General features: G+C 68.3%; 21 protein-coding genes, 1 tRNA gene and 1 pseudogene. 7 read left to right on the top strand and 16 right to left on the bottom strand.

Annotated features, from left to right (window positions below; translation table 11 throughout):
- Nucleotides 1–13: 13 nt before the first annotated feature.
- From ACFVVM_RS13105 to ACFVVM_RS13075, 7 genes are all read right to left on the bottom strand, one after another.
- A tRNA-Leu gene (locus tag ACFVVM_RS13105) sits at nucleotides 14–87 on the bottom strand.
- A gap of 103 nt (nucleotides 88–190) precedes the next feature.
- Complete coding sequence (locus tag ACFVVM_RS13100) at nucleotides 191–1735, bottom strand: molybdopterin-dependent oxidoreductase (RefSeq protein WP_387617071.1); 1545 nt, start codon at nucleotides 1733–1735, stop codon at nucleotides 191–193.
- Between the two features lie 46 nt (nucleotides 1736–1781).
- Complete coding sequence (locus ACFVVM_RS13095) at nucleotides 1782–2501, bottom strand: anti-sigma factor domain-containing protein (protein ID WP_387617069.1); 720 nt, start codon at nucleotides 2499–2501, stop codon at nucleotides 1782–1784.
- Nucleotides 2498–3139, bottom strand: a complete 642-nt coding sequence (gene sigK / locus ACFVVM_RS13090; RefSeq protein ID WP_387617067.1) for an ECF RNA polymerase sigma factor SigK — start codon at nucleotides 3137–3139, stop codon at nucleotides 2498–2500. The genes ACFVVM_RS13095 and sigK overlap by 4 nt, the downstream gene beginning before the upstream one ends.
- Before the next feature lie 119 nt (nucleotides 3140–3258).
- Entirely contained in the window at nucleotides 3259–3915 is a 657-nt protein-coding gene (locus ACFVVM_RS13085; RefSeq protein ID WP_387617065.1) for a fasciclin domain-containing protein, read from the bottom strand.
- 113 nt (nucleotides 3916–4028) lie between these two features.
- Complete coding sequence (locus ACFVVM_RS13080) at nucleotides 4029–5534, bottom strand: amino acid permease (RefSeq protein ID WP_387617063.1); 1506 nt, start codon at nucleotides 5532–5534, stop codon at nucleotides 4029–4031.
- A gap of 48 nt (nucleotides 5535–5582) precedes the next feature.
- Complete coding sequence (locus tag ACFVVM_RS13075) at nucleotides 5583–7070, bottom strand: peptide MFS transporter (RefSeq protein WP_387617061.1); 1488 nt, start codon at nucleotides 7068–7070, stop codon at nucleotides 5583–5585.
- Between the two features lie 162 nt (nucleotides 7071–7232).
- On the opposite strand from ACFVVM_RS13075, the gene ACFVVM_RS13070 reads away from it, so the two are divergent.
- Complete coding sequence (locus ACFVVM_RS13070; protein ID WP_387617059.1) at nucleotides 7233–7676, top strand: SRPBCC family protein; 444 nt, start codon at nucleotides 7233–7235, stop codon at nucleotides 7674–7676.
- Between the two features lie 6 nt (nucleotides 7677–7682).
- Here ACFVVM_RS13070 and ACFVVM_RS13065 read toward each other — a convergent pair whose 3' ends face one another.
- From ACFVVM_RS13065 to ACFVVM_RS13055, 3 genes are all read right to left on the bottom strand, one after another.
- Nucleotides 7683–7886, bottom strand: a complete 204-nt coding sequence (locus tag ACFVVM_RS13065; RefSeq protein WP_387617057.1) for a hypothetical protein — start codon at nucleotides 7884–7886, stop codon at nucleotides 7683–7685.
- A 17-nt stretch (nucleotides 7887–7903) separates the two neighbouring features.
- On the bottom strand, nucleotides 7904–8059 hold the full coding sequence (locus tag ACFVVM_RS13060) for a DUF6131 family protein (protein WP_387617055.1): 156 nt from the start codon (nucleotides 8057–8059) through the stop codon (nucleotides 7904–7906).
- Nucleotides 8060–8187: 128 nt separating this feature from the next.
- Nucleotides 8188–8781 carry a TetR family transcriptional regulator gene (locus ACFVVM_RS13055; protein WP_387617053.1) on the bottom strand — a complete coding sequence of 198 codons (594 nt, stop codon included), beginning with the start codon at nucleotides 8779–8781 and terminating at the stop codon, nucleotides 8188–8190.
- Between the two features lie 113 nt (nucleotides 8782–8894).
- Between ACFVVM_RS13055 and ACFVVM_RS13050 the strand changes: the two genes are divergently transcribed.
- From ACFVVM_RS13050 to ACFVVM_RS13035, 4 genes are all read left to right on the top strand, one after another.
- On the top strand, nucleotides 8895–10433 hold the full coding sequence (locus ACFVVM_RS13050) for an LVIVD repeat-containing protein (RefSeq protein WP_387617051.1): 1539 nt from the start codon (nucleotides 8895–8897) through the stop codon (nucleotides 10431–10433).
- Nucleotides 10433–11050 carry a DUF305 domain-containing protein gene (locus tag ACFVVM_RS13045; RefSeq protein ID WP_387617049.1) on the top strand — a complete coding sequence of 206 codons (618 nt, stop codon included), beginning with the start codon at nucleotides 10433–10435 and terminating at the stop codon, nucleotides 11048–11050. The genes ACFVVM_RS13050 and ACFVVM_RS13045 overlap by 1 nt, the downstream gene beginning before the upstream one ends.
- A gap of 77 nt (nucleotides 11051–11127) precedes the next feature.
- Entirely contained in the window at nucleotides 11128–12726 is a 1599-nt protein-coding gene (locus ACFVVM_RS13040; RefSeq protein WP_387617047.1) for a GMC oxidoreductase, read from the top strand.
- A gap of 19 nt (nucleotides 12727–12745) precedes the next feature.
- Nucleotides 12746–13483, top strand: a complete 738-nt coding sequence (locus ACFVVM_RS13035; RefSeq protein WP_387617045.1) for an ATP-binding cassette domain-containing protein — start codon at nucleotides 12746–12748, stop codon at nucleotides 13481–13483.
- Nucleotides 13484–13569: 86 nt separating this feature from the next.
- Here the strand turns inward: ACFVVM_RS13035 and ACFVVM_RS13030 are convergent.
- Both ACFVVM_RS13030 and ACFVVM_RS13025 read right to left on the bottom strand, forming a co-directional pair.
- Nucleotides 13570–13722: pseudogene (locus tag ACFVVM_RS13030) on the bottom strand (MarR family transcriptional regulator); the annotation flags it as partial.
- Between the two features lie 146 nt (nucleotides 13723–13868).
- Entirely contained in the window at nucleotides 13869–14198 is a 330-nt protein-coding gene (locus tag ACFVVM_RS13025; RefSeq protein WP_387617044.1) for a winged helix-turn-helix transcriptional regulator, read from the bottom strand.
- A 100-nt stretch (nucleotides 14199–14298) separates the two neighbouring features.
- Here ACFVVM_RS13025 and ACFVVM_RS13020 point away from each other — a divergent pair, with 100 nt between their 5' ends.
- Both ACFVVM_RS13020 and ACFVVM_RS13015 read left to right on the top strand, forming a co-directional pair.
- Nucleotides 14299–15162: an NAD(P)-dependent oxidoreductase gene (locus ACFVVM_RS13020; RefSeq protein ID WP_387617042.1), complete on the top strand. Its 864-nt coding sequence runs from the start codon at nucleotides 14299–14301 to the stop codon at nucleotides 15160–15162.
- A 494-nt stretch (nucleotides 15163–15656) separates the two neighbouring features.
- Nucleotides 15657–16139 carry a hypothetical protein gene (locus ACFVVM_RS13015; protein ID WP_387617040.1) on the top strand — a complete coding sequence of 161 codons (483 nt, stop codon included), beginning with the start codon at nucleotides 15657–15659 and terminating at the stop codon, nucleotides 16137–16139.
- Between the two features lie 361 nt (nucleotides 16140–16500).
- Here ACFVVM_RS13015 and ACFVVM_RS13010 read toward each other — a convergent pair whose 3' ends face one another.
- The 4 genes from ACFVVM_RS13010 to ACFVVM_RS12995 all read right to left on the bottom strand — a co-directional run bounded on the left by ACFVVM_RS13010 (nucleotide 16501) and on the right by ACFVVM_RS12995 (nucleotide 19020).
- Complete coding sequence (locus ACFVVM_RS13010; RefSeq protein WP_387617038.1) at nucleotides 16501–16992, bottom strand: hypothetical protein; 492 nt, start codon at nucleotides 16990–16992, stop codon at nucleotides 16501–16503.
- Nucleotides 16993–17335: 343 nt separating this feature from the next.
- Nucleotides 17336–17683: a helix-turn-helix domain-containing protein gene (locus ACFVVM_RS13005; RefSeq protein ID WP_387617036.1), complete on the bottom strand. Its 348-nt coding sequence runs from the start codon at nucleotides 17681–17683 to the stop codon at nucleotides 17336–17338.
- A 226-nt stretch (nucleotides 17684–17909) separates the two neighbouring features.
- Nucleotides 17910–18200: a hypothetical protein gene (locus ACFVVM_RS13000; protein WP_387617034.1), complete on the bottom strand. Its 291-nt coding sequence runs from the start codon at nucleotides 18198–18200 to the stop codon at nucleotides 17910–17912.
- An 82-nt stretch (nucleotides 18201–18282) separates the two neighbouring features.
- Nucleotides 18283–19020, bottom strand: a complete 738-nt coding sequence (locus ACFVVM_RS12995; protein WP_387617032.1) for a GntR family transcriptional regulator — start codon at nucleotides 19018–19020, stop codon at nucleotides 18283–18285.
- Nucleotides 19021–19109: the final 89 nt, after the last annotated feature.

Below are 19109 nucleotides of genomic sequence, written 5' to 3'. Positions count from 1 at the left end.
TGCGGCATCAGAGTGCCCCCACAGGGACTCGAACCCTGACTTGGCGGATTTTAAGTCCGCTGCCTCTGCCAATTGGGCTATAGGGGCGTCCGGGACAGCCTAGCGACTCGTACGGTTGTACCGGAATTTCCCTGTCATTGATTGTTGTCGGCGTGTCGGGGTGGGGTGGGTTGGTGCAGGTCAGGGGGTTTCAGCGGATGGTGACGACTTGGGCGTGCCAACCGGTCGCTCCGTTCGGGAACGGGGTGGTGCGTTCTTCGGGCTGGGTTCGGCCGGTCTGGTCGGTGGCGCGGACGCGGACGGTGTGGGTGCCGGGGGTGGCGTCCCACTGGTAGGTCCATTGGCGCCAGGTGCGGGTGGAGTATTCGGCGGCGAGGGTGGCTGGTTGCCAGGGTTGGTCGTCGATCTGGATCTCGACGGCGGCGATGCCGCGGTTCTGGGCCCAGGCCACGCCGGCGACCACGACCGGGCCTGCGGCGAGGCGGGCGAAGCCCGAGGGGACGTCGATGCGGGCGGCGGTCTTCACCGGTGCCTCGGCTGACCAGCCGCGACGGGTCCAGTAGGCCTCGGCGCGGTCGAATCGGGTGACCTCGAGATCCACCACCCACTTCGTGGCGGAGACGTATCCGTAGAGACCGGGGACGATCAGCCGGGCCGGGTAGCCGTGTTGCTGGGGGAGTGGTTCGCCGTTCATGCCGACCGCGAGCAGGCCCTCGCCGAGCGCGGCGATCGGTGTGCCCGCGGTGAACCCGTCGATGCTGCGGGAGAGGAGCATGTCGGCGTCCGGGTCGACACCGGCCTCGTCGAGGAGGTCGGTGAGTCGGTAGCCCGTCCAGGTGGCTGTCCCAGCCAGTGGTCCGCCGACCTCGTTCGAGACGCAGGTGAGGGTGAGCACCGATTCGACCGCCTCGCGGCTGCGCAGATCGTCGAAGTCGAGGCGGATCTCGCGCTCGACCATGCCGTGGATGCGCAACTCCCAGTCGGTGCTCAACAGCGTCGGAACCTGCAGGGCGGTGTCGATGCGATAGAACTCGGTGTTGGGGGTGAGGAAGCGGGTGATGCCGGGGACCGGTAGGTCGACCGCGTCGGTGACGGCGGGCGCGGCGACGCGGGGACTCGGCAGCAGGAAAGCCGCACGGTCGGCGACGATGTCGCGCAGTCGAGTACCGATCCAGCGGGCCGCGGGCACCGTTGCCGCGGCCAGTACACCGGCAGCCGATGCCGCGACGAGGAATCCGCGACGGGACAGTCCCAGCCCGTGGAGGCCACCCTCACCTACCGGGGGACTGGGCTCCCCCGAACGGGCCACACTTCGGGCGAGCAACCCATAGATCACAACACCCGAAACCACACCACCGAGCAACCCGGGCAACACGAAAAGCATTGTGGCCCCTGGACGTTGCATCGCCAACCAGGCGAGCACCACCCCGAACCCGACCATCACCACCGCGCCGCGCACCCCACGCCCGGCGAGCAGCCCGATCGCCACCGCCCCGACGACCATCACCACACCCATCGAAACGAACAGCGCGATCTTGTCATTCGTCCCGAACCGGCGAATCGCCTCTTCCTTCAACCACTCCGGCGTGTTGTCCACCATCGTCGCGCCGAGCACGAGGAACGGCGAGGACCGCGGGCCGACGAAGGCGGCGACGAGATGGCCGACGCCGAGAAACACCGCGGCAGCGACGATTCCGGCGAGGGCACGCCGCCAGCGGGAGAAGGGATCGGTCATGGGAGGCTCCTCGGTCGGTCCGGCCGAGGAGCGGCTCCCGCCGCGCTCAGCCGAGCAACATACTCGTGATGGGTGAGGTGGTGGGTCCGGGTGACCCGCCGGCCGGTTCGACGGTGACGGCGAGCGTGTCGGCCGAGGACGCGAGCGCGACCACCGTGCCGTCGCCGGACATCACCTGCACCGACCGCGGATCGCCATCGGGCGGAATCACCCACAGCTGATAGGCCTGGTCGGCGGACAGGGTCGGCAGCCCGCGCAACGACACCGCGGCCGCGCCGAGATCGGCCGAGGAGTGCACGGTCATCTCGCCACCGCCCTCGATCGTCGTGCTGCCTTCGCGACTGCCGGGCGCCTCGATCACCTGCTGGGCGGTGATCGCCCCCGGCTCCTGCCCGGCGCGATCGACACCGATCCCGATGCCGACTCCGACAGCGACCGCCACGGCAGCCGCCGCGGCGGCGATCCAGCGGTAGCGGCGGGACCGCCGGGCGGCGAGTTCGTTCGGCGCGGGGAAGCGCTGATCGAGTGCCCGCAGCAGCGCGGCTTCCAGACGGCTCGGCGGCGCGGTCGCGTCGATGAGCGTCATCGCGGCGAGGGTGTCGTGCACCCGCCCGACGGCGAGGTGGAAATCCTCGGCCATCACCGGATCGGCCGAGGCCAACCGGTTCTCGATCTCCCGGCGACGGGTCTCGTCGACGGCGTCGAGGGCGTAGGGATACACCTCGTCGTGCAGCGACCAGGAAGTGGGCCGATAGGAATCGCTCATCGGGTGTCACCTCCTGTCAGGCAGTTCTCCAGGCGTTTGAGCCCGTCTCGAATACGGCTCTTCACCGTGGGCAGCGGAATTCGCAGGGACTCGGCGACCTCGACGTAGGTGCGCCCGCCGTAGTAGGCCAGCGCGACCGCTTCCCGCTGCAGCACGGTCATGGTGTCGAGACAGTCGAGGACCGATTGTTCGTCGAGGCGCTGGTCGACCGCCTCGGCCACCGAATCGTGATCGCGGCCGAGATGGGCGTGCCCGAAGACGATGTCGCGTTCACCGGCGGACTGTTCGGCGCGCACCCGGTCGACCGAGCGCCGGTGGGTGAGCATCATCAGCCACCCGACCGGACTCGCCCGGCCCCGGTCGTACTCGGCCGCCAGCGTCCACACCTGGAGGTAGACCTCTTGAGCCACCTCCTCGGCGACGCTGGGATTGCGCAGCACCCGCAGCGCCAACCCGAACACCCGCCGCGAGGTGGCGCGATAGAACTCGGTGAACGCCGTGCGATCGCCGTCGGCGACCGCGCCGAGTAGTTCGACGAGCCGGTCCTGCATCGCCGACTCGCTCCCGGCACCGGCCGGGCAGGCGGCGCCGGTCTCGGAGCGCAAGCGGATCTGCGACAAGCCCGGCTCGTTCGTCATCGTGTGACCCCTGCGTGCATGAGAGGGACTTCGGCCAGCACCCGCGTCCGGATGGGTGTGGTCGAGATCTTCCTCCGCCACGGCGCTCAGGTGTGGGAACCGCGCCGCGAGCGTCATGGTCACGCCGCAGGCGGCTGGAGCACGCTGTCGATCATGTAGACGGTCGCGTTCGCGGTCTGCACGCCGCCGCAGATCACCGAGGCATCGGCGACGGTGAACGTCTCACCGGAACCTTCGACGGTGACATCGGCGCCTTCGACAGTGGTGTGGGTGCCGCTGATCTGGCCGGGCTCGATACGGCCGGGAACCACGTGATAGGTGAGGATCTGGGTCAGCATCGCCGAATCGGTCTTCAGCGTCTCGACGGTGGCGGGGTCGAGTTTCGCGAAGGCGGAGTCGACCGGGGCGAAGACGGTGAACTCGCCGCTGTTGAGGGTGTCGACCAGGTTCACGTCCGGGTTGAGCTGGCCGGAGACCGCCGAGACCAGGGTGGTGAGCATGGGATTGTTGCTCGCCGCGACGGCGACCGGTTCCTGGGCCATCCCGCTCACCGAGCCGGGACCGTCGGGAACCTGTGCGGCGTATTCGGCGCAGCCGGGCCCGACCGGGCCTGCGGCGGGCGTGCCCGCGGGGGCGTCGGTGGTCGTCATCGCCGGCGGGCTCATCGTGGTGGTGGCATCGGCGGTGTCGGAATCGGAGTCCGAACAGGCCGAAGTGCCGAGTACGGCGGCGGCGAGTACGGCCGTCGCCATCATGGTGGTGTGCTTGATTCGCATCTGCGTCACTTCCGTTCGAGCGGCGCGACGGCCGCGGAGCTTTCGACGCAGGGACTTCGGCTGGCCCACCCGCTCGGATGGGCCGGACCGCGAATCAGCACACCACCGGCGAACTACAGCTCGCGTTCGGCCTTGCCCAGCTTCGAGTGCCTGCGCCCGTAGGCGAAGTACACCGCGACGCCGATGAGCATCCAGAGCACGAAGCGGATCCAGGTGTCGACCGAGAGATTGACCATCAGCCACAGGCAGGCCACGACCGCGAGGATCGGCAGCAGCGGCACCCACGGCACGCGGAACCCGCGCGGCAGATCGGGCCGGGTGCGCCGCAGCACGATGACACCCACCGACACCAGGACGAAGGCGAACAGCGTGCCGATGTTCACCATCTCCTCCAGCGTGCCGAAATCGACGAAACCGGCGAGCACGCAGCAGATGATGCCGACGATGACGGTGAGCCGCACCGGCGTGCCCCGCGAACCGGTGTGCGCCAGCCAGCGCGGCAGCAGCCCGTCGCGCGCCATCGCGAACAGCACACGGGTCTGGCCGAGGAACAGCACCATCACGACCGTGGTCAGACCGGCCAGCGCGCCGATGGAGATGACGTTCTTCGCCCAGTGCACCCCGTGCAGCTCGAAAGCCGTTGCCAGGGTGGCGTTCTCACCGGCGAGTTCGGTGTAGGACACCATGCCGGTGAGCACCAGCGAGACCGCCACGTAGAGCACGGTGACGATGGCCAGCGAACCGAGGATGCCGCGCGGCACCGCCTTCTGCGGGTTCTTGGTCTCCTCGGCGGCGGTGGCGACCACGTCGAAACCGATGAACGCGAAGAACACCAGGCTGGCCGCGGCGAGCAGGCCGTACCAGCCGAAGTTGCTGCCCTCGGCGCCGGTCAGGAACGAGAACAGCGACTGGTGCAGACCGCTCGCGGCATCGTCGACCGCTTCGGCGGGCGGGATGTAGGGACTCAGGTTCGAGGCCTTGAAGTAGGTCAACCCGAGGACGACGACCAGCGCGATGACCGCCAGCTTGATCGCGACCGCGATGGCCGAGACCCGCGAGGACACCTTCGTGCCGATGGCGAGCAGGATGGCCAGCACGACGATCAGCGAGACCGCGCCCCAGTCGAAGGTGACCGAGCCCAGCTTCATCGTCGCCGACTCGAACCCGAACACCGTGCCCAGATACTGCGACCAGCCCTTGGCGACCACCGACGCGGCGAGCGCGAATTCCAGGATCAGGTCCCAGCCGATGATCCAGGCGATCAGCTCACCGAAGGTGGCATAGGAGTAGGTGTAGGCACTGCCCGCGACGGGCACGGTCGAGGCGAACTCGGCGTAACACAGCGCGGTCAGGCCACAGGCGATCGCGGCGAAGACGAACGCCAGCGAGACCGACGGCCCGGCGACATTGCCCGCGGTGCGCGCGGTGAGGGTGAAGATGCCCGCGCCGACGACGACCGCGACACCGAAGATCGTGAGGTCCCACGCGGTGAGATCTTTGCGCAGCCGCGAATCGGGTTCGTCGGTGTCGAGGATCGATTGCTCGACGGATTTGGTGCGGAACAACCCACGCCGGGCGGGCGGTCGGCCCGCCGCTGGTGTGACTTCCGGTGTCGGCACGGTCTTTCTCCTTCTGTACGAACGTAGCCGGGGATTACCCGGAGTTGGTCAGTGCACGCCTTGCATGCGGCGCTTGATCCACGGGGCGCACGCGATGACGACGAGACCCGCCGCGATGGCGGCCGCACCGCTGAAACCGAAGTAGGACGTCTCGCTGTCGGGGCTGTAGTAGCGGGCCAGCGTGCCTGCCATCGAGGTGCCGATGCCGACCGAGAAGAAGTACAGCGCCATCATCTGCGAGCGGAACGCGGCGGGCGCGAGATGGGTGGTCACCGCGAGACCGATCGGCGAGAGCAGCAGTTCCGAGACCGCGAACCCGCCGAGGATGACGAACACCGCCAGCACCGGCACGGTCTTGCCGTCGAAGCCCGACAGCAGCGCGAACAGCCAGAACGCGATGCCCATCCCGATCACGCCGAGGCCGAACTTGATCGGCGTGCTCGGCGCCCGGTTGCCCAGCTTGGTCCACATCAGCGCGAACAGCGGCGAGAGCGCGATGATCCACACCGGCTCGACCGAGCCGATCCAGCTCGCCGGCGCCTCCCAGCCGAAGATGCGCCAGTCGATGCGCTCGTCGGAGTACACGGCGAGCATGGTGAACATCTGCTGGAACAGCGACCAGAACACCGCGTTGGCGATGAACAGCGGGATGAACGCGCGCACCCTGGTCCGCTCGACCGGGGCCACCTTGGGACTGGTGAGCAGGACCGCGAAGTAGGCGATCGAGGCGACGACGATGACGCCGGTGGTGACATCGGAGAGGTTGTCCAGGGTGATCAGCTTCGTCAGCACCGCGATCAGCACCGCGACGGCGGCCACGGCGAGGGCGCCGAGGATCGGGGTCAGCTCGCGCCGGGTGATCGGGTTGGGCACCTCGCGCCCGTGTGTGCCGAGGTTGCGCCGGAAGACGACGTACTGGGCCAACCCGAGGGTCATGCCGACCGCGGCGGCACCGAAACCGGCGTGGAAGCCCCACTCGCGCTGCAGCAGGCCGGTGAGCAGCGGGCCGGTGAACGCGCCGATGTTGATGCCGAGATAGAACAGCGTGAACCCGCCGTCGACGCGCGCGTCCGTGGGCGAGTACAGGGTGCCCAGCAGCGAGGAGGCGTTGGCCTTGAGCGCACCGCTGCCGAGCGCGACGAGTACCAGGCCGACGCCGACTCCGGTCAGCCCCGGCAGCACCGCCAAGGCCAGATGGCCGACCACCACGACGACGCCGCCGTAGAGCACGGTGCGCTCCATGCCCAGCACCCGGTCGGCAATCCAGCCGCCGAGCACGGTGGACAGATACACCAGGCCGCCGTAGGCGCCGACGATGCCGAGCGCAGTGCCCTGATCGAGGCCGAGACCGCCGTCGGTGGCGGAGTAGTAGAGGTAGTAGCCAAGGATCGTGAGCATGCCGTAGAAGGAGAAACGCTCCCACAGCTCGACTCCGAAGAGATTCGTGAGGCCGATGGGGTGCCCGAACAGGGTGCGTTCGGCAGCCGCATCGGCGGGGCCGGGCTGGTCGCCGAGCCGCTCTTGGTCCATGGACATAGGGGAACGATCCCACGTCCAAACGGTGGACAGCAATTTTCCGGCATCTGTCCGGTTCGGCGTGCCGCGCCGCCGCGACCACCGCAAACCTGTCGCGCGGTGTGCCTTCGCACGAATTACGCTGGAGGGGCTCGACTCCCGCGACGGACGAGGAAATCAGACATGCTGACTGCCGAGGTGACCGTCCCGGTGGACCGTGGCGCCGCGTTCGCCACCCTCGCCGACGGCTGGCTCTACGCGAGCTGGGTGGTCGGCGCCTCGCACATCAGCGGGGTCGACCCCGACTGGCCCGCGGTCGGCAGTGCCATCCGGTACCGGTTCGGACTGTGGCCGGTGCTGATCAGCGATTCGACCGTGGTGCGCGCGGTCGACGCGCCCAACCGGCTCGAGCTGGAGGCGCGGCTGTGGTCGATCGGCTCGGCCTGGATCCGGCTCACCCTCGCCGAGGACGAGCCGGGTCGCACCACCATCCGCATGGCCGAGCGGGCCGTGCGCGGCCCGGCCCAGCTGATCCCCGGCCTGGCGCAGGACCTGGTCTTCGCGGCTCGCAACCAGGAGTCGCTGGACCGGCTGGCCGATCTGATCCGCGCCAGGGCCGGGGCTTGACCTCGCCTACTGACTCGGCGCGGGCAGCTCACAGTTGTCGACCTTGGGATTGACACCGACGTAGTTGAGCGGGCCCGCCAGCATCGTCACCGCGATGGTGCCGAGGGTGGCGCAGTTCTGCTCGCGTTCGGTGTAGTAGCCGCGCTGACCTGCGGCGATGATGCCGACGAGCAACCAGACCAGGACCACGAGCGACAGAATGCGTGGCATGTTCGTCACCTCCGGCCTCAGTAGTAGTGCCGACGGCCGCCGACGGGACGGCCGATGCTGCCGGTGATCGCCAGGACAACGCCGATCACCAGGAGGATGACACCCGCGGTGTTCAGCAGGGGAATGCCGAACACCAGTCCGGCGATGAGGAGTACTGCACCGAGAAGAATCATGGAACTCAACCTGTTCGATCGGAAAACACTGTTCGCGGCGGGCCTGGTGGCTCGCTCGCAAGGGGCGTATGCCCGGAATTCCGGATCGAAAACAGCTTCGGTTGCGCGGGAACGGATTTGCGGGGCGGTCAGCGGGGCGCGGTGGCGTCGCGGCGCGCGGCCGTCGCGTTGTCGGCGGTCATCCGGTAGGCAGTGCGCTCGAGCGTCGACAGGATCTCGGTGATCGGCAGGTTGCCGGTGGCGAAGCGGCCGATCAGGGCCAGCGCCATATTGCCCATGATCAGGCCGAGGTCTTCCAGATAGCGCGGATCGAGATCGCGCAGCGCGACCTCGGCGACCGGCAGGATCGCGGTCAGGCCCTGATTGTCGAGGCGTTCGCCGCCGGGCCCGGTGCGGGCGTGATGGTAGGCGACGAGCATCTTCGGATTGCGTTCCCAGGGCTCGAAGACCGCGCGCAAGATGCGAAACAGGCTCTCGCGCACCGTTTCCCCCGGTTGGACCGGGGCGATGTCGGCGTAGGTGTTGGCGTCCATCCACTGCTGTAGCGCGGCGATGATCAGCTCGTCCCTGGTGCGGAAGAGCCGATAGATCTTGGCCAGCGACACGTGGGCGCGCGCGGCGACCGCGCGCAGCTGAACCGCTTCGTAGCCTTCGGAGTTCAGCAGCTCCAGCACCACCGCGATGATCTTCGCCGATGCGTCCGATTCCGTTCCGCTGCTCACCCCTGAATGGTAACGTCGCCCACCGGTAACCCAGTTACCGCAGGATGTATGCCTCGTCTACGACGCCGAGACCGACGAAAGGCGGCCCCGCCCGCGGGGTCGACGACCACTCCATGACTTCCCTGTTCCCCCGCGCGGCCCGCCACTGCGGCGCCGTGGTCGCGGCGCTGCTGCTGCTTCCCCTCCTCGCCTCCGGTCAACCGGCGACCGGCGCGCCCCCGAACCGCGCCGTCGGACTCGCCGACTGCCTGCCCGGCTCCCGGCCCGAGACCGGACTCCAGGGCGACGTCCCCGCCGCCGACCGCGACAGCGGCCGATCCCGCGACGGATTCCACTGCAATCTGCGCCTGCTCGGCACCTCGGCGGGCCGCGGTGGCGGCATCACCTCGGTCACCTATGACCACTGTGCCTACATCGGCACCTTCTTCCCCGGCAATCTGCTCGGCCCCGACCAAGGCGTCCGCGTCATCGATGTGTCGGACCCGACCGCGCCCGTGCACACCACCACGCTCACCGAACCGGCCATGCTGGCCGGCACCTGGGAGAGCCTCAAGGTGAACCGGACCCGCGAACTGCTGGTCGGCGCCGGGGTTCCGGCACTGACCGGCGCCGGTCTGCTCTCGGTCTACGACATCAGCGACTGCGCGCATCCCCGGCTGCTCAATCCGGGGCCGGGCACGGATCTGGCACTGCCGGTGCCGATCACCGCGCACGAGGGCGGCTTCTCCCCGGACGGGCTCACCTACTGGGCCTCGGGCACCGCGCCCGGCCTGCTCAGCGCCGTCGACCTCACCGACCCGGCGAATCCACGGGTGATCTGGCAGGGCCTGCCCGGCCTGTCCATGCACGGCTTCGGCTTCTCGCCCGACGGCACCCGGATGTATCTGGCGAACAACATGGGCGGGCTGAAGATCCTCGACGTCGGCGCGGTGCAGCGCCGTGAGCCCGAACCGCGCGTGCCCGAGCTCGCCGACCTGCCGTGGACCGACGGCTGGGCCACCCAGCACAACGTGCCGGTGACCTACGGCGGGGTGCCACACGTCTTCGCCGTCGACGAGGCGGGCTCGGGCGGGGTGAAGCTCATCGACGTCTCCGACGAGCGAAATCCCCGGATCACCCGGTCGATCAAGCTCGAGATCAACCTGCCCGAGCATCAGGACAGCATGATCGCCTCGGCCTCGGGCGGTTCGCTGTTCGCCTACGACGCGCACTACTGCGCCGCCGACCGGCCCGTCGACCCGACGGCGCTGGCCTGCAGCTGGACCTCCTCGGGCATCCGCGTCTTCGATGTGCGCGACCCGGACGCCATCCGCGAGATCGCCTACTTCAACCCGCCCGCCCGCACCGGCGAGAACGCCGACCTGTGGAACTCGCCGCACACGCTGGCCTCGATCATCGGCCCGCCGCTGCTGGCCGCGCCCTCGGTGGCCCAGGCGATGCTGCGGGGCGAGTTCGATCCCGAGGAGGCGATCGGTTCCCGCACCGGCACACTGGCTTTCGGTGACCTGTCCACCGACTGGTGCTTCTCACCGCCGGAATGGCGGGGCAACCAGCTGTGGACCACCTGCGCGGACAACGGATTCCTCGCGCTGGAACTCTCGCCCGCGATCTACACCCCACCCGCCGATCAGCTCTCGACCACCGGATCGTGATGCGCGAGAACCTGTTCCGCGCGGCGGCGCTGGGCAGTCTCGCGGTCCTGCTGCTGGCCATGGGCGCTGCCCTTCGGCCGTGGCTGGTCGCGGGGGAGTCCGCACCGGTGCTCGACGCCGTCGAGATCGGTTTCGTGCAGGACATGGTGGCCCACCACGGTCAGGCGCTGATGCTGGTCCAGCGCCTGGACCGCGACGCCGATCCGGCCGTCGTCGCGCTGGCCGGACAGATCGCCGACACCCAGCGCACCGAGCTGGGGATGCTGCTCGGCTGGCTGCGGCTGGCGGGTGCACCCGTCACCAACGCCACCCCGATGTCGTGGATGCCGACCGGGCACGCACACACCGGTTCGACTGTCCCGCAGCGGGACTCGGCGATGCCGGGCATGGCGAGCACCGCCGATCTCGACGAGCTCGCCGCTGCCGAGCCCGGGCGCGCGGAGGTGCTGTTCCTGCGACTCATGCAGCGCCATCACCACGGCGGCATCGCGATGGCCGCCGCCGTCGACGCCCTGCTCACCGGCGGCGAAGTGCAACGCAGCGCCCGCGACATGATCACCGAGCAGGGCCGCGAGGCAGGCCTGCTCGGTCTCCTGCTCGACCAGCGCGGCGGGTGAACCCCACTTCTGCTGCTGCTGAATTCCTCGCCGCCGCCCCCACGGACGATGTTCCACTCCCGATGAAGGTTGACCACATGTCGAAGTTCACCCGCCGATCCCTGCTGACCGGCGCCGCCGCCGCCGGCCTCGCCCTGGCCGCCGCGCCCGCGGCCGCGCTGCCCCGACCTGGAATCGGCGCCCGCACCGGCGGCGTGCCGCTCACCCGAGAGGAACGCCGGGTGGTGGTGATCGGCTCGGGTTTCGGCGGCGGTGTCACCGCCCTGCGGTTGGCCCAGGCGGGCGTGCCCGTCCTGCTGCTCGAGCGCGGAAAGCGTTGGGCCACCGGGCCGAACGCGCAGACCTTCCCCCGCGCCTCCGCGCCCGACAAACGGCTGCTGTGGCACCGGTCGGACCCGGTGCTGTTCGGGCAGCCGCTGGTCTTCGAGCCGTATGTCGGTCTGGTGGAAGCGATTCCGGGGGAGGGCATGACCGCGCTGTGCGCTGCCGGTCTCGGTGGCGGTTCGCTGATCTACCAGGGGATGTCGCTGCAACCCTCGCGCGAGGTGTTCGAGGCGCATTTCCCTGCCGCGCTCGATTGGGCCGAGCTGGACCGCGTCCACTATCCGCGCGTCGCGCGCATGCTCGGCCTCGCCACCGCCCCTGATGAGCTCGTCGCGCACGAGAACTACTCGGCCGCACGGATTTTCGCCGATCGGGTGCGCGGCGCCGGACTGCCGCTGTCGAAGATCCCCATGCCCATCGACTGGAACTACGCGCTGGCCGAGCTGCGCGGGGAGATGACCCCGTCCTACACGAACGGCGACGGCGCGATGGGGGTGAACAACGGCGGCAAGCACTCGGTCGACGTCACCTACGTCGCCGCGGCCGAGGCCACCGGGCTGGTGGATGTGCAGACCCAGCACGAGGTGACCGATATCGAGCGGGCTCCCGATGGCCGCTGGGTGGTGCGCGTCGACCGGGTCGACACCACGGGTGCCGTGCTGGAGAACAAGATCATCACCACCTCGGCGCTGGTCCTCTCCGCGGGCAGCCTCAACACCTCCAAGCTGCTGGTACGCGCGGGCGCCACCGGCCAGATCCCCGATCTGCCCGACGAGCTCGGTCGCGGGTGGGGCACCAACGCCGACCGGATCTACGTGTGGCGCGACCCCGCCGCCGGTTTCGGCGCCGCCCAGGGCGGCCCGGTGGTGTACGGCAGCAAGAACTGGGACGACCCGCACCACGCCTTCACCGTCATCCAGGCATCGATCCCGCCGCTGGCGCTCGACCCCGGCGCCACCATGCTCGTCGGCTACGGGGTGAGCGCGGGCCGCGGCGAATTCGTCTACGACGCCCGCGCCGACACCGCGACCCTGCGCTGGCCCGGCGACGGCGACCGCGTCATCCAGGACAACCACATCGGCCCCACCGTCCACCGCATCGCCGGCCCGAACGCCGCCCTCCTCGACACCAACACCCTGTTCCCCTCCACCTGGCACCCCCTCGGCGGCGCCAACATGGGCACCGTCTGCGACCTCGACGGCCGCGTCCTCGGCCAACGCGGCCTCTACGTCATCGACGGCGCCCTCATGCCAGGCAACACCGCCGCCTGCAACCCCTCCATGACCATCGCCGCCCTCGCCGAACGCGCCCTCGACAACCTCGTCCACACCGATGTCGGGACGGTGATCTGACGACCTAAACTGGCCGTTGATGTCTGCTGAACTGCGTGGCCTGACCGTGCACATCGATACGGGGCGGTGGGCCGAAACAGCCTTCGACACTGTGGATCTCGTGGTGCCCGCCGGTCAGCTCACCGTCCTCCTCGGCGAGTCCGGATCCGGCAAGTCCATGGTCGCGGCAGCGCTGGCCGGGAGACTACCGGCATCGGCCGAGGCCACGGGGGATGTGCGGATCAACGGTGCTGTGGTCGACGGTCGGCAGTGGGAGTCTGTGCGCGGCAGCACCGTCGGCTACCTGCCGCAGGACGGGATCGCCGCTTTCGACCCAGAGCTGACGGTCGGCGCGCAGCTACGCGCATTGGAACGCCGCCACCAGCAGTGGACCGTCGACCGCGCCTGCGCCGCCGCCTGGTACCCCCTAGACGCCCTCGACCTGCTCCCACGCCACCATTCCGGCGGCCAGATCCAGCGCGCCGCCTTGGCCGCCGCACTGCTGCCCGCCCCCACCGTCCTCATCGCCGATGACCCGACCGCCTCCATCGACACCGGAACCAAATTCCAGATCTGGAAAACCTTGCGCGAGTACGCCGACACCGGCGCCGCCGTACTCACCATCACCCACGACGTCGACATCCTCACCGCCACCGGCGTCGCCGACCGGATCGCGATCATGCGCGCAGGCCGAATCATCGCCGCCGGCCCGGCCACGGAGATCCCCACCCATACCGACCCGTACATCCAGGGCTTCTTCTGCCCCTTCGGGCAATAGCCATACCGGCGTTCGAGCGCGGCCGCACCGGCCCGGCCCACGGGCTCGAAGATGACCTCCGCCATGCGTCGCGCGTCTGCGGTCGGCTCGATGAGAACGCGCCGCCGATTGTCCGGATCCTGTGCACGCGAGACATATCCGGTCCGTTCGAGCCGGTCGATAACCGTAGTGATGACGGCCGGGCTGAGTCGCAGCGCGGAACTCAGCTCACCCGCGGAGAGCGGGCCACGCCCCAACACGATATCGAGGCAACGCCCGGGTCCGTCCGGTCACCGTGACGGAACCGAATTCGTTCCCGTCCAAGATGTCTCAGCTCATGGCGCGGATCGCCCGCGCACTCGGGCTCGGCCGCCGAACGGCATAGACGAGCCCGGCCATCCGAGGCTCAGGCCCGCATGAGGTGCTCGCGACCCCAGGCCTCCAAGGGGAGCAGTGCGCTGTTGAGGAGCTCGCCCAGCGGTGTCAGGGAGTATTCGACGCGGGGCGGCACCTCGTTGTACACCCTCCGGTGGACGATCCCGTCGGCCTCCAACTCGCGCAATTGCGTGGTGAGAACCTTCTCGGTGACGCCGTCCACCGCACGGCGCAACTCGCCGAAGCGGTGGGGGCGTTCGCTCAGCGGCCAGAGGATCATCATCTTCCACTTGCCGTTGAGTACCGACAGGGTGGCGTCGAGTCCGCATCGGTACGCGCCAGGTCTGCGTGTGATCGGCACTGTTGTTCCTTCCCCTCTACCTGTCCGCTATCCGGGAAGTGCGTACCCACTTCACTGTGCATACTTGTTCGGCCCGGGTACCACGCCAACACTAAACAGCATGTCCGACAACAAAAATAGAGCGCTCACCGTCCTCGGGCTCGGCGACATGGGCTCGGCCCTCACCCGTGCGTGGCTCGCGGCGGGATACACCGTCACGGCGTGGAATCGCAGTTCCAGGCGGGCCCCGGAAGGGGCGGCGGTCGCCGCGACCGTTGCTGACGCCGTCACCGCGAACACGCTCGTAGTGGTGTGTCTCCTCGACGACGCGTCGGTACGCGAGACCCTCGAAGGCGTCGATCTGACCGGCCGCGACATCGTCAATCTGACCACGAGCACACCCGCTGAGGCTCGTGCGCTCGCCGAATGGATCACCGCGCGCGGCGGGAGTTTCCTCGACGGCGGAATCATGGCCATCCCCTCCATGATCGGCGCCGCCGACTCGGGTGCGTACGTCTTCTACAGCGGTTCGGCACAGCTGCACGAGACCCATGCCGAGGCGTTGGCGGTGCCCGCCGGAGTGAACTATGTCGGCACGGACGCCGGATTCGCAGCCCTCTACGACATCGCTCTCCTCAGCGCGATGTGGGGCATGTTCGCCGGGGCCGCACACGCGTTCGCTCTCATCGGTGGCGAGGACATCTCCCCGATCGAATTCGCGCCCCTCATGGTGGCCTACCAGCAGGCAATGGCCGGGTACGCCTACGGCACCGCCGCGCAGCTGGTGAGCGGGGACTACACGCAAGACGTGGAGTCGAACCTGGCGATGATGGCTACGACGAACGACACGCTACGGCGTACCGCGCTGGAACAGAGCGTCAGCCCGGAGCTTCTCGAGCCCTTCATGGAACTGATGGAGCGCCGAGTTGCCGAGGGTGGCGGGAAGGAGTCGACCACCGGCGTCGTCGACCTCCTACGCGGCTGACAGGACAACCGCGCGGACACGGATAGGGGCCCACCGACAGCGTGACGAACCAGGCCCGAGAAGCGGCGGTCCGACCTCCCATTGCACCGCCACCGGCCAGTCCGAAATCCGCGGGCCTGGCCTGTTCGCCCCGGGCCCACAAGTATTGGCCCAGCCGGTTGTCGGACTCCATGACTTCGAGGGGAGGGCGGTGCGCTTCGGCTGGGCGGCCCTGGCGCGGAGGGCATCGGCGGCGAGACGAGCCCGGCGACGCCGGTGAGTGGGATCAGATGATCGGCACCATTGTCAGCGGATCGCTCTACACGGCCGGTCTGGGCGGCGCCGCAGAAGGCCTCCACCGTTGCGGGATGGGCGAGCGCTGGATACATTGACGCCGTGACTCTTTCAACTGGGAAGGGCGTCGTGCGCCTCAGTCGGTGATCCCCCGCAGGGCCCAGACCCCCGACGCGCGCCCTCGTGCAGGTGCTGGGTCGATCACCCGAGATCGGAAGCGCTTGCAGCGCAACCGTTTGACGGCGATCAGCGAGATCGGGTTCGACTATCGGCCAGGACCGCCCGGACGTACCGACGTCCACCAGATCATGCCCCGCATCGATACCATCCCTCTGACCGATCTCATCGACACCTTCGAAATCAGTGCCGACATGGAGCCCGTGGGCGACGCTTACGGTGGTCTCGTACCCCTGTTCGTCCGGTTCGCGTCAGCGATGGAGCATTTTCACGGATCCTCTTCCCTCACCATCGGACAGAAGACTCCCGTACTTGCTTGCAGTTGCGGGGAATTGGGCTGCTGGCCGCTGCTCACGCGCATAACCTTGACCGGCGACCTTGTCGTGTGGGATCAGTTCCAACAGCCGTATCGCACCACTCGTGACTGCGCCGCATTCGGCCCATTTCTGTTCGACCGCAATCAATACGACAAAGCTGTCGAGGGCCTCGACGCCGCAATCACCGCCACCGTTCCGCCGTCTCGATGACCCCGGAATGTGCTAGCTTCGGTGAATCGTGCCATGTCAGGCAGCCTTCCATCGGTTGTCAGGGCTTGACACACTCCCACGTAATGACGCCACAGGGATGGCTGGTTGCTTTCCTCGCAACGAGCCTGGCGCTGAAGGTGTCGACGGCCGCTCATAACTCCGACCAGACAACGTCACTGGCGTACTCGGCTCCGTCACGAATATCCGCCTCGGCCGACGACAGGGTGATCAGATCCGTGAAGCCATGAGGGCATACCCCGCCAGTCTGTGGGCTCCGGGATGGTCATGCGCAATTCCTTGATCTCTGTTGCAGTGCCACGACGCGTGTGACTTATCCCTACGGCATGCGGAAGAAGAGCCATCAGATTCCTGGATCTACTGGATCTGCAAGCAGCACCACGCGGTCGGCTGCCGGGTCGAACCCGAGCAGCGGATAACCATATTGGCCCTCGGCACTCATGAGCACCGGCTTGCCAAGTCGGCGGCCCACCGTGCGCATGAAGCCACACAGGATATCTACTCCGGCCTGACCTTGCAGTTCGCGAAGGTTCACGTCGAAGTCGATCTCTGTGGCAGACATCGGCCAAAAGATCACCTGTACGCCCGGGACGGGTCTCACCCGAAGGGTGAGATATTCCGCATCTGCAGGGCGCGGCAGCACCTCCGCCGCAGGCGGTAGCCGTCGCGCGGTGCCCCCTTCCGCGTACTCCCATACCCATCCATCGGATCGGACCAGGTCGAACACCGCCTGCCAGTCCTCGACCGTGGCGTCCGGCACCCACAGATCCGGCAGCGCACCCATCAGGTTGGGGTCGAAGAAGTTCTTGACGTCGTTCCACAGTAGATCCGGCACCTGGCCATGCTGTCAGGGCGTGCTATCCGACCGCACCCTGATTTCATCGCTCCAATGAATGGACGCCCGAACTCGCCGATCCAGCCATGAATCAGTGGCGAGGGGTACACCTGACTAGTCGGACCACCTGGATTCCTTCTGGAGCGCGGGAACAGCAGCAGCGGAAGCGTCAAGCCGTACATGGCAACAACTGCGCCGATCGAGGCGGCTTCACGTACAGCCTCGATGACGAAAAGAACCAACAACGGCACAAAGAGAGCGACCGCCACGCTCAGCAGAGCCATGGACAACCACTGTTCGCGCTCCCCTGCTTGAAACATCCCCACCGCCGGTTGCTGGGGTGTTACGCGGTCAGCCCGAGCACCTCGTCGGCAGTTTCCGAGTCCGCACCGACCGTGAGTGAGAATCGCACGCCTAGTGCTCGTCCGAGTCTGTCGATAACTGCCAGTGTCGGCACTCCTCCGCCACCCGCTTCGAGTCGGGATACGGCGGGTTGTGTCATCTGGGCTCGGCGGGCCAGCTCGGTTTGGGACATGCCGAGTGTGGTGCGTCGAGTGAACACGGCTCGGCCCAGGGCGATCTCCATGTGGGCGATCTGTCGTGCGGCGCGATATTCGTCGGTGTCCCGCTTGGCGGCCAGCACGGGGTCATCCGTGATCCGGCTGCGCACGTTCTTCCTCTTTCCTCCCATGAGGTGTCCACCGCATCGACGATTTGTCGATGTCGTGATTCGCGGGTCTCTTGGAACACCGTCATCATGATGGTCCAGTCGGCAGGCGCGAACCAGTATGTGGGCTGGAAGTCGTTGGGGCGGAGGCGGATGCGTAGGTCCTAGACGCGGTGACCTAGGGATTCGGGACGTTCGGCGGCGTAGGGCTGGGGCGCGCGGCGCGCGCGAGCGCGCCGCGCGGGGTGGGTCAGCCTGCGGAACCGGGGTTTCCCGAGCCCGCGGACGAGCCGGTGGGCGGGGGTGGGCGCCAGCGGGAGGAGCCGAGGTCCCAGTCGGCGGAGCCGGTGCTGGAGCCGAGGTCCCAGTCGGCGGAGCCTGCGCCGCTGCCGGTGGGTGGGCCGACCTCGACCGAGCCGGACGGGAGGATGTCCCAGTCGATGCCGGGGACGGCGGCGGCGGTGCCGGGGACAGCGAGCAGGGCGGCCGCGGCGAGGGCGGTCAGGGCGCCTGCGCGGGTGATGGATGTGGGTACGGACACGGGTGATACCTCCGAGCGCTTGTGATAGCACCCAGACGGTAACTGAAATAAGTGGGTTTCACACCAGATCGGTGGCGCGCGACTAAGCCGTGACCTGCGCTCGCTGGCCCACTTCCATCTGCACCTGGTATCGATCGGCCCGGTACCAGCTGTGCGTGTGCTCGATCGGCACCTCGGCGCTGAACGACACCCGGTCGAAATGCAGCACCGGTGCACCCTTCTTGACGCCGAGCAGCGCCGCGACCCCGGCCTCGGCGCCCTGGGCGTCCACCGTCTGCACGGCTCGCTCGATCGGCCGACCGTAGCGATCGGCGGTGGTCCGGTAGATCGAGCCGGTGAGGTCGTGTGAGATCAGGCCGGGCAGGAGTTCGGGATTGAACCAGGCGTCGTCCACGCTGACCGGCTCGTCGTCGGCCAGGCGCAGCCTGCGCACGTGATACGCGCGCGCACCCTGGGGCAGGCGCAGCGCGCGGGCGGTCGCCTCGGGCGCCTCGCCCTCCTCGGCGACCAGTACCAGGGTGGTCGGCTGATGGCCGAGTGCGCGCATCTCCTCGGTGAACGAGGCCAGATGCAGGCGCGACTGCACCGGCCGATGTGCCACGAAGGTGCCCTTGCCGCGGACCCGGACCAGGTATCCCTCGTTGACCAGCTGACCGATCGCCTCGCGCACGGTGATCCGGCTGACGCCGTAGTCCTGCATGAGATTGCGTTCGCTGGTCATCAGATCGCCCGGCTGCAGCTCGCGCGTGCATTTCTGCAACAGGATCGCGCGCAGCTGTTCGTGTTTGGGCACTGCGCTGTCGCGCAGCGGTGCGGGCATGGGGGCGGCTCCTTCCCCTGATCGGCAACCGGTCCCTACTGGTCCTATCCGGTTGGTTCGAGGATACGCGACCGGAGCCCGCGAGCCCA

The organism is Nocardia sp. NPDC058176, assembly GCF_042883805.1.
GTDB lineage: Bacteria > Actinomycetota > Actinomycetes > Mycobacteriales > Mycobacteriaceae > Nocardia.
The sequence above is the reverse complement of the archived record's forward strand: the minus strand, read 5'-3'. Positions and strand labels throughout refer to the sequence as shown.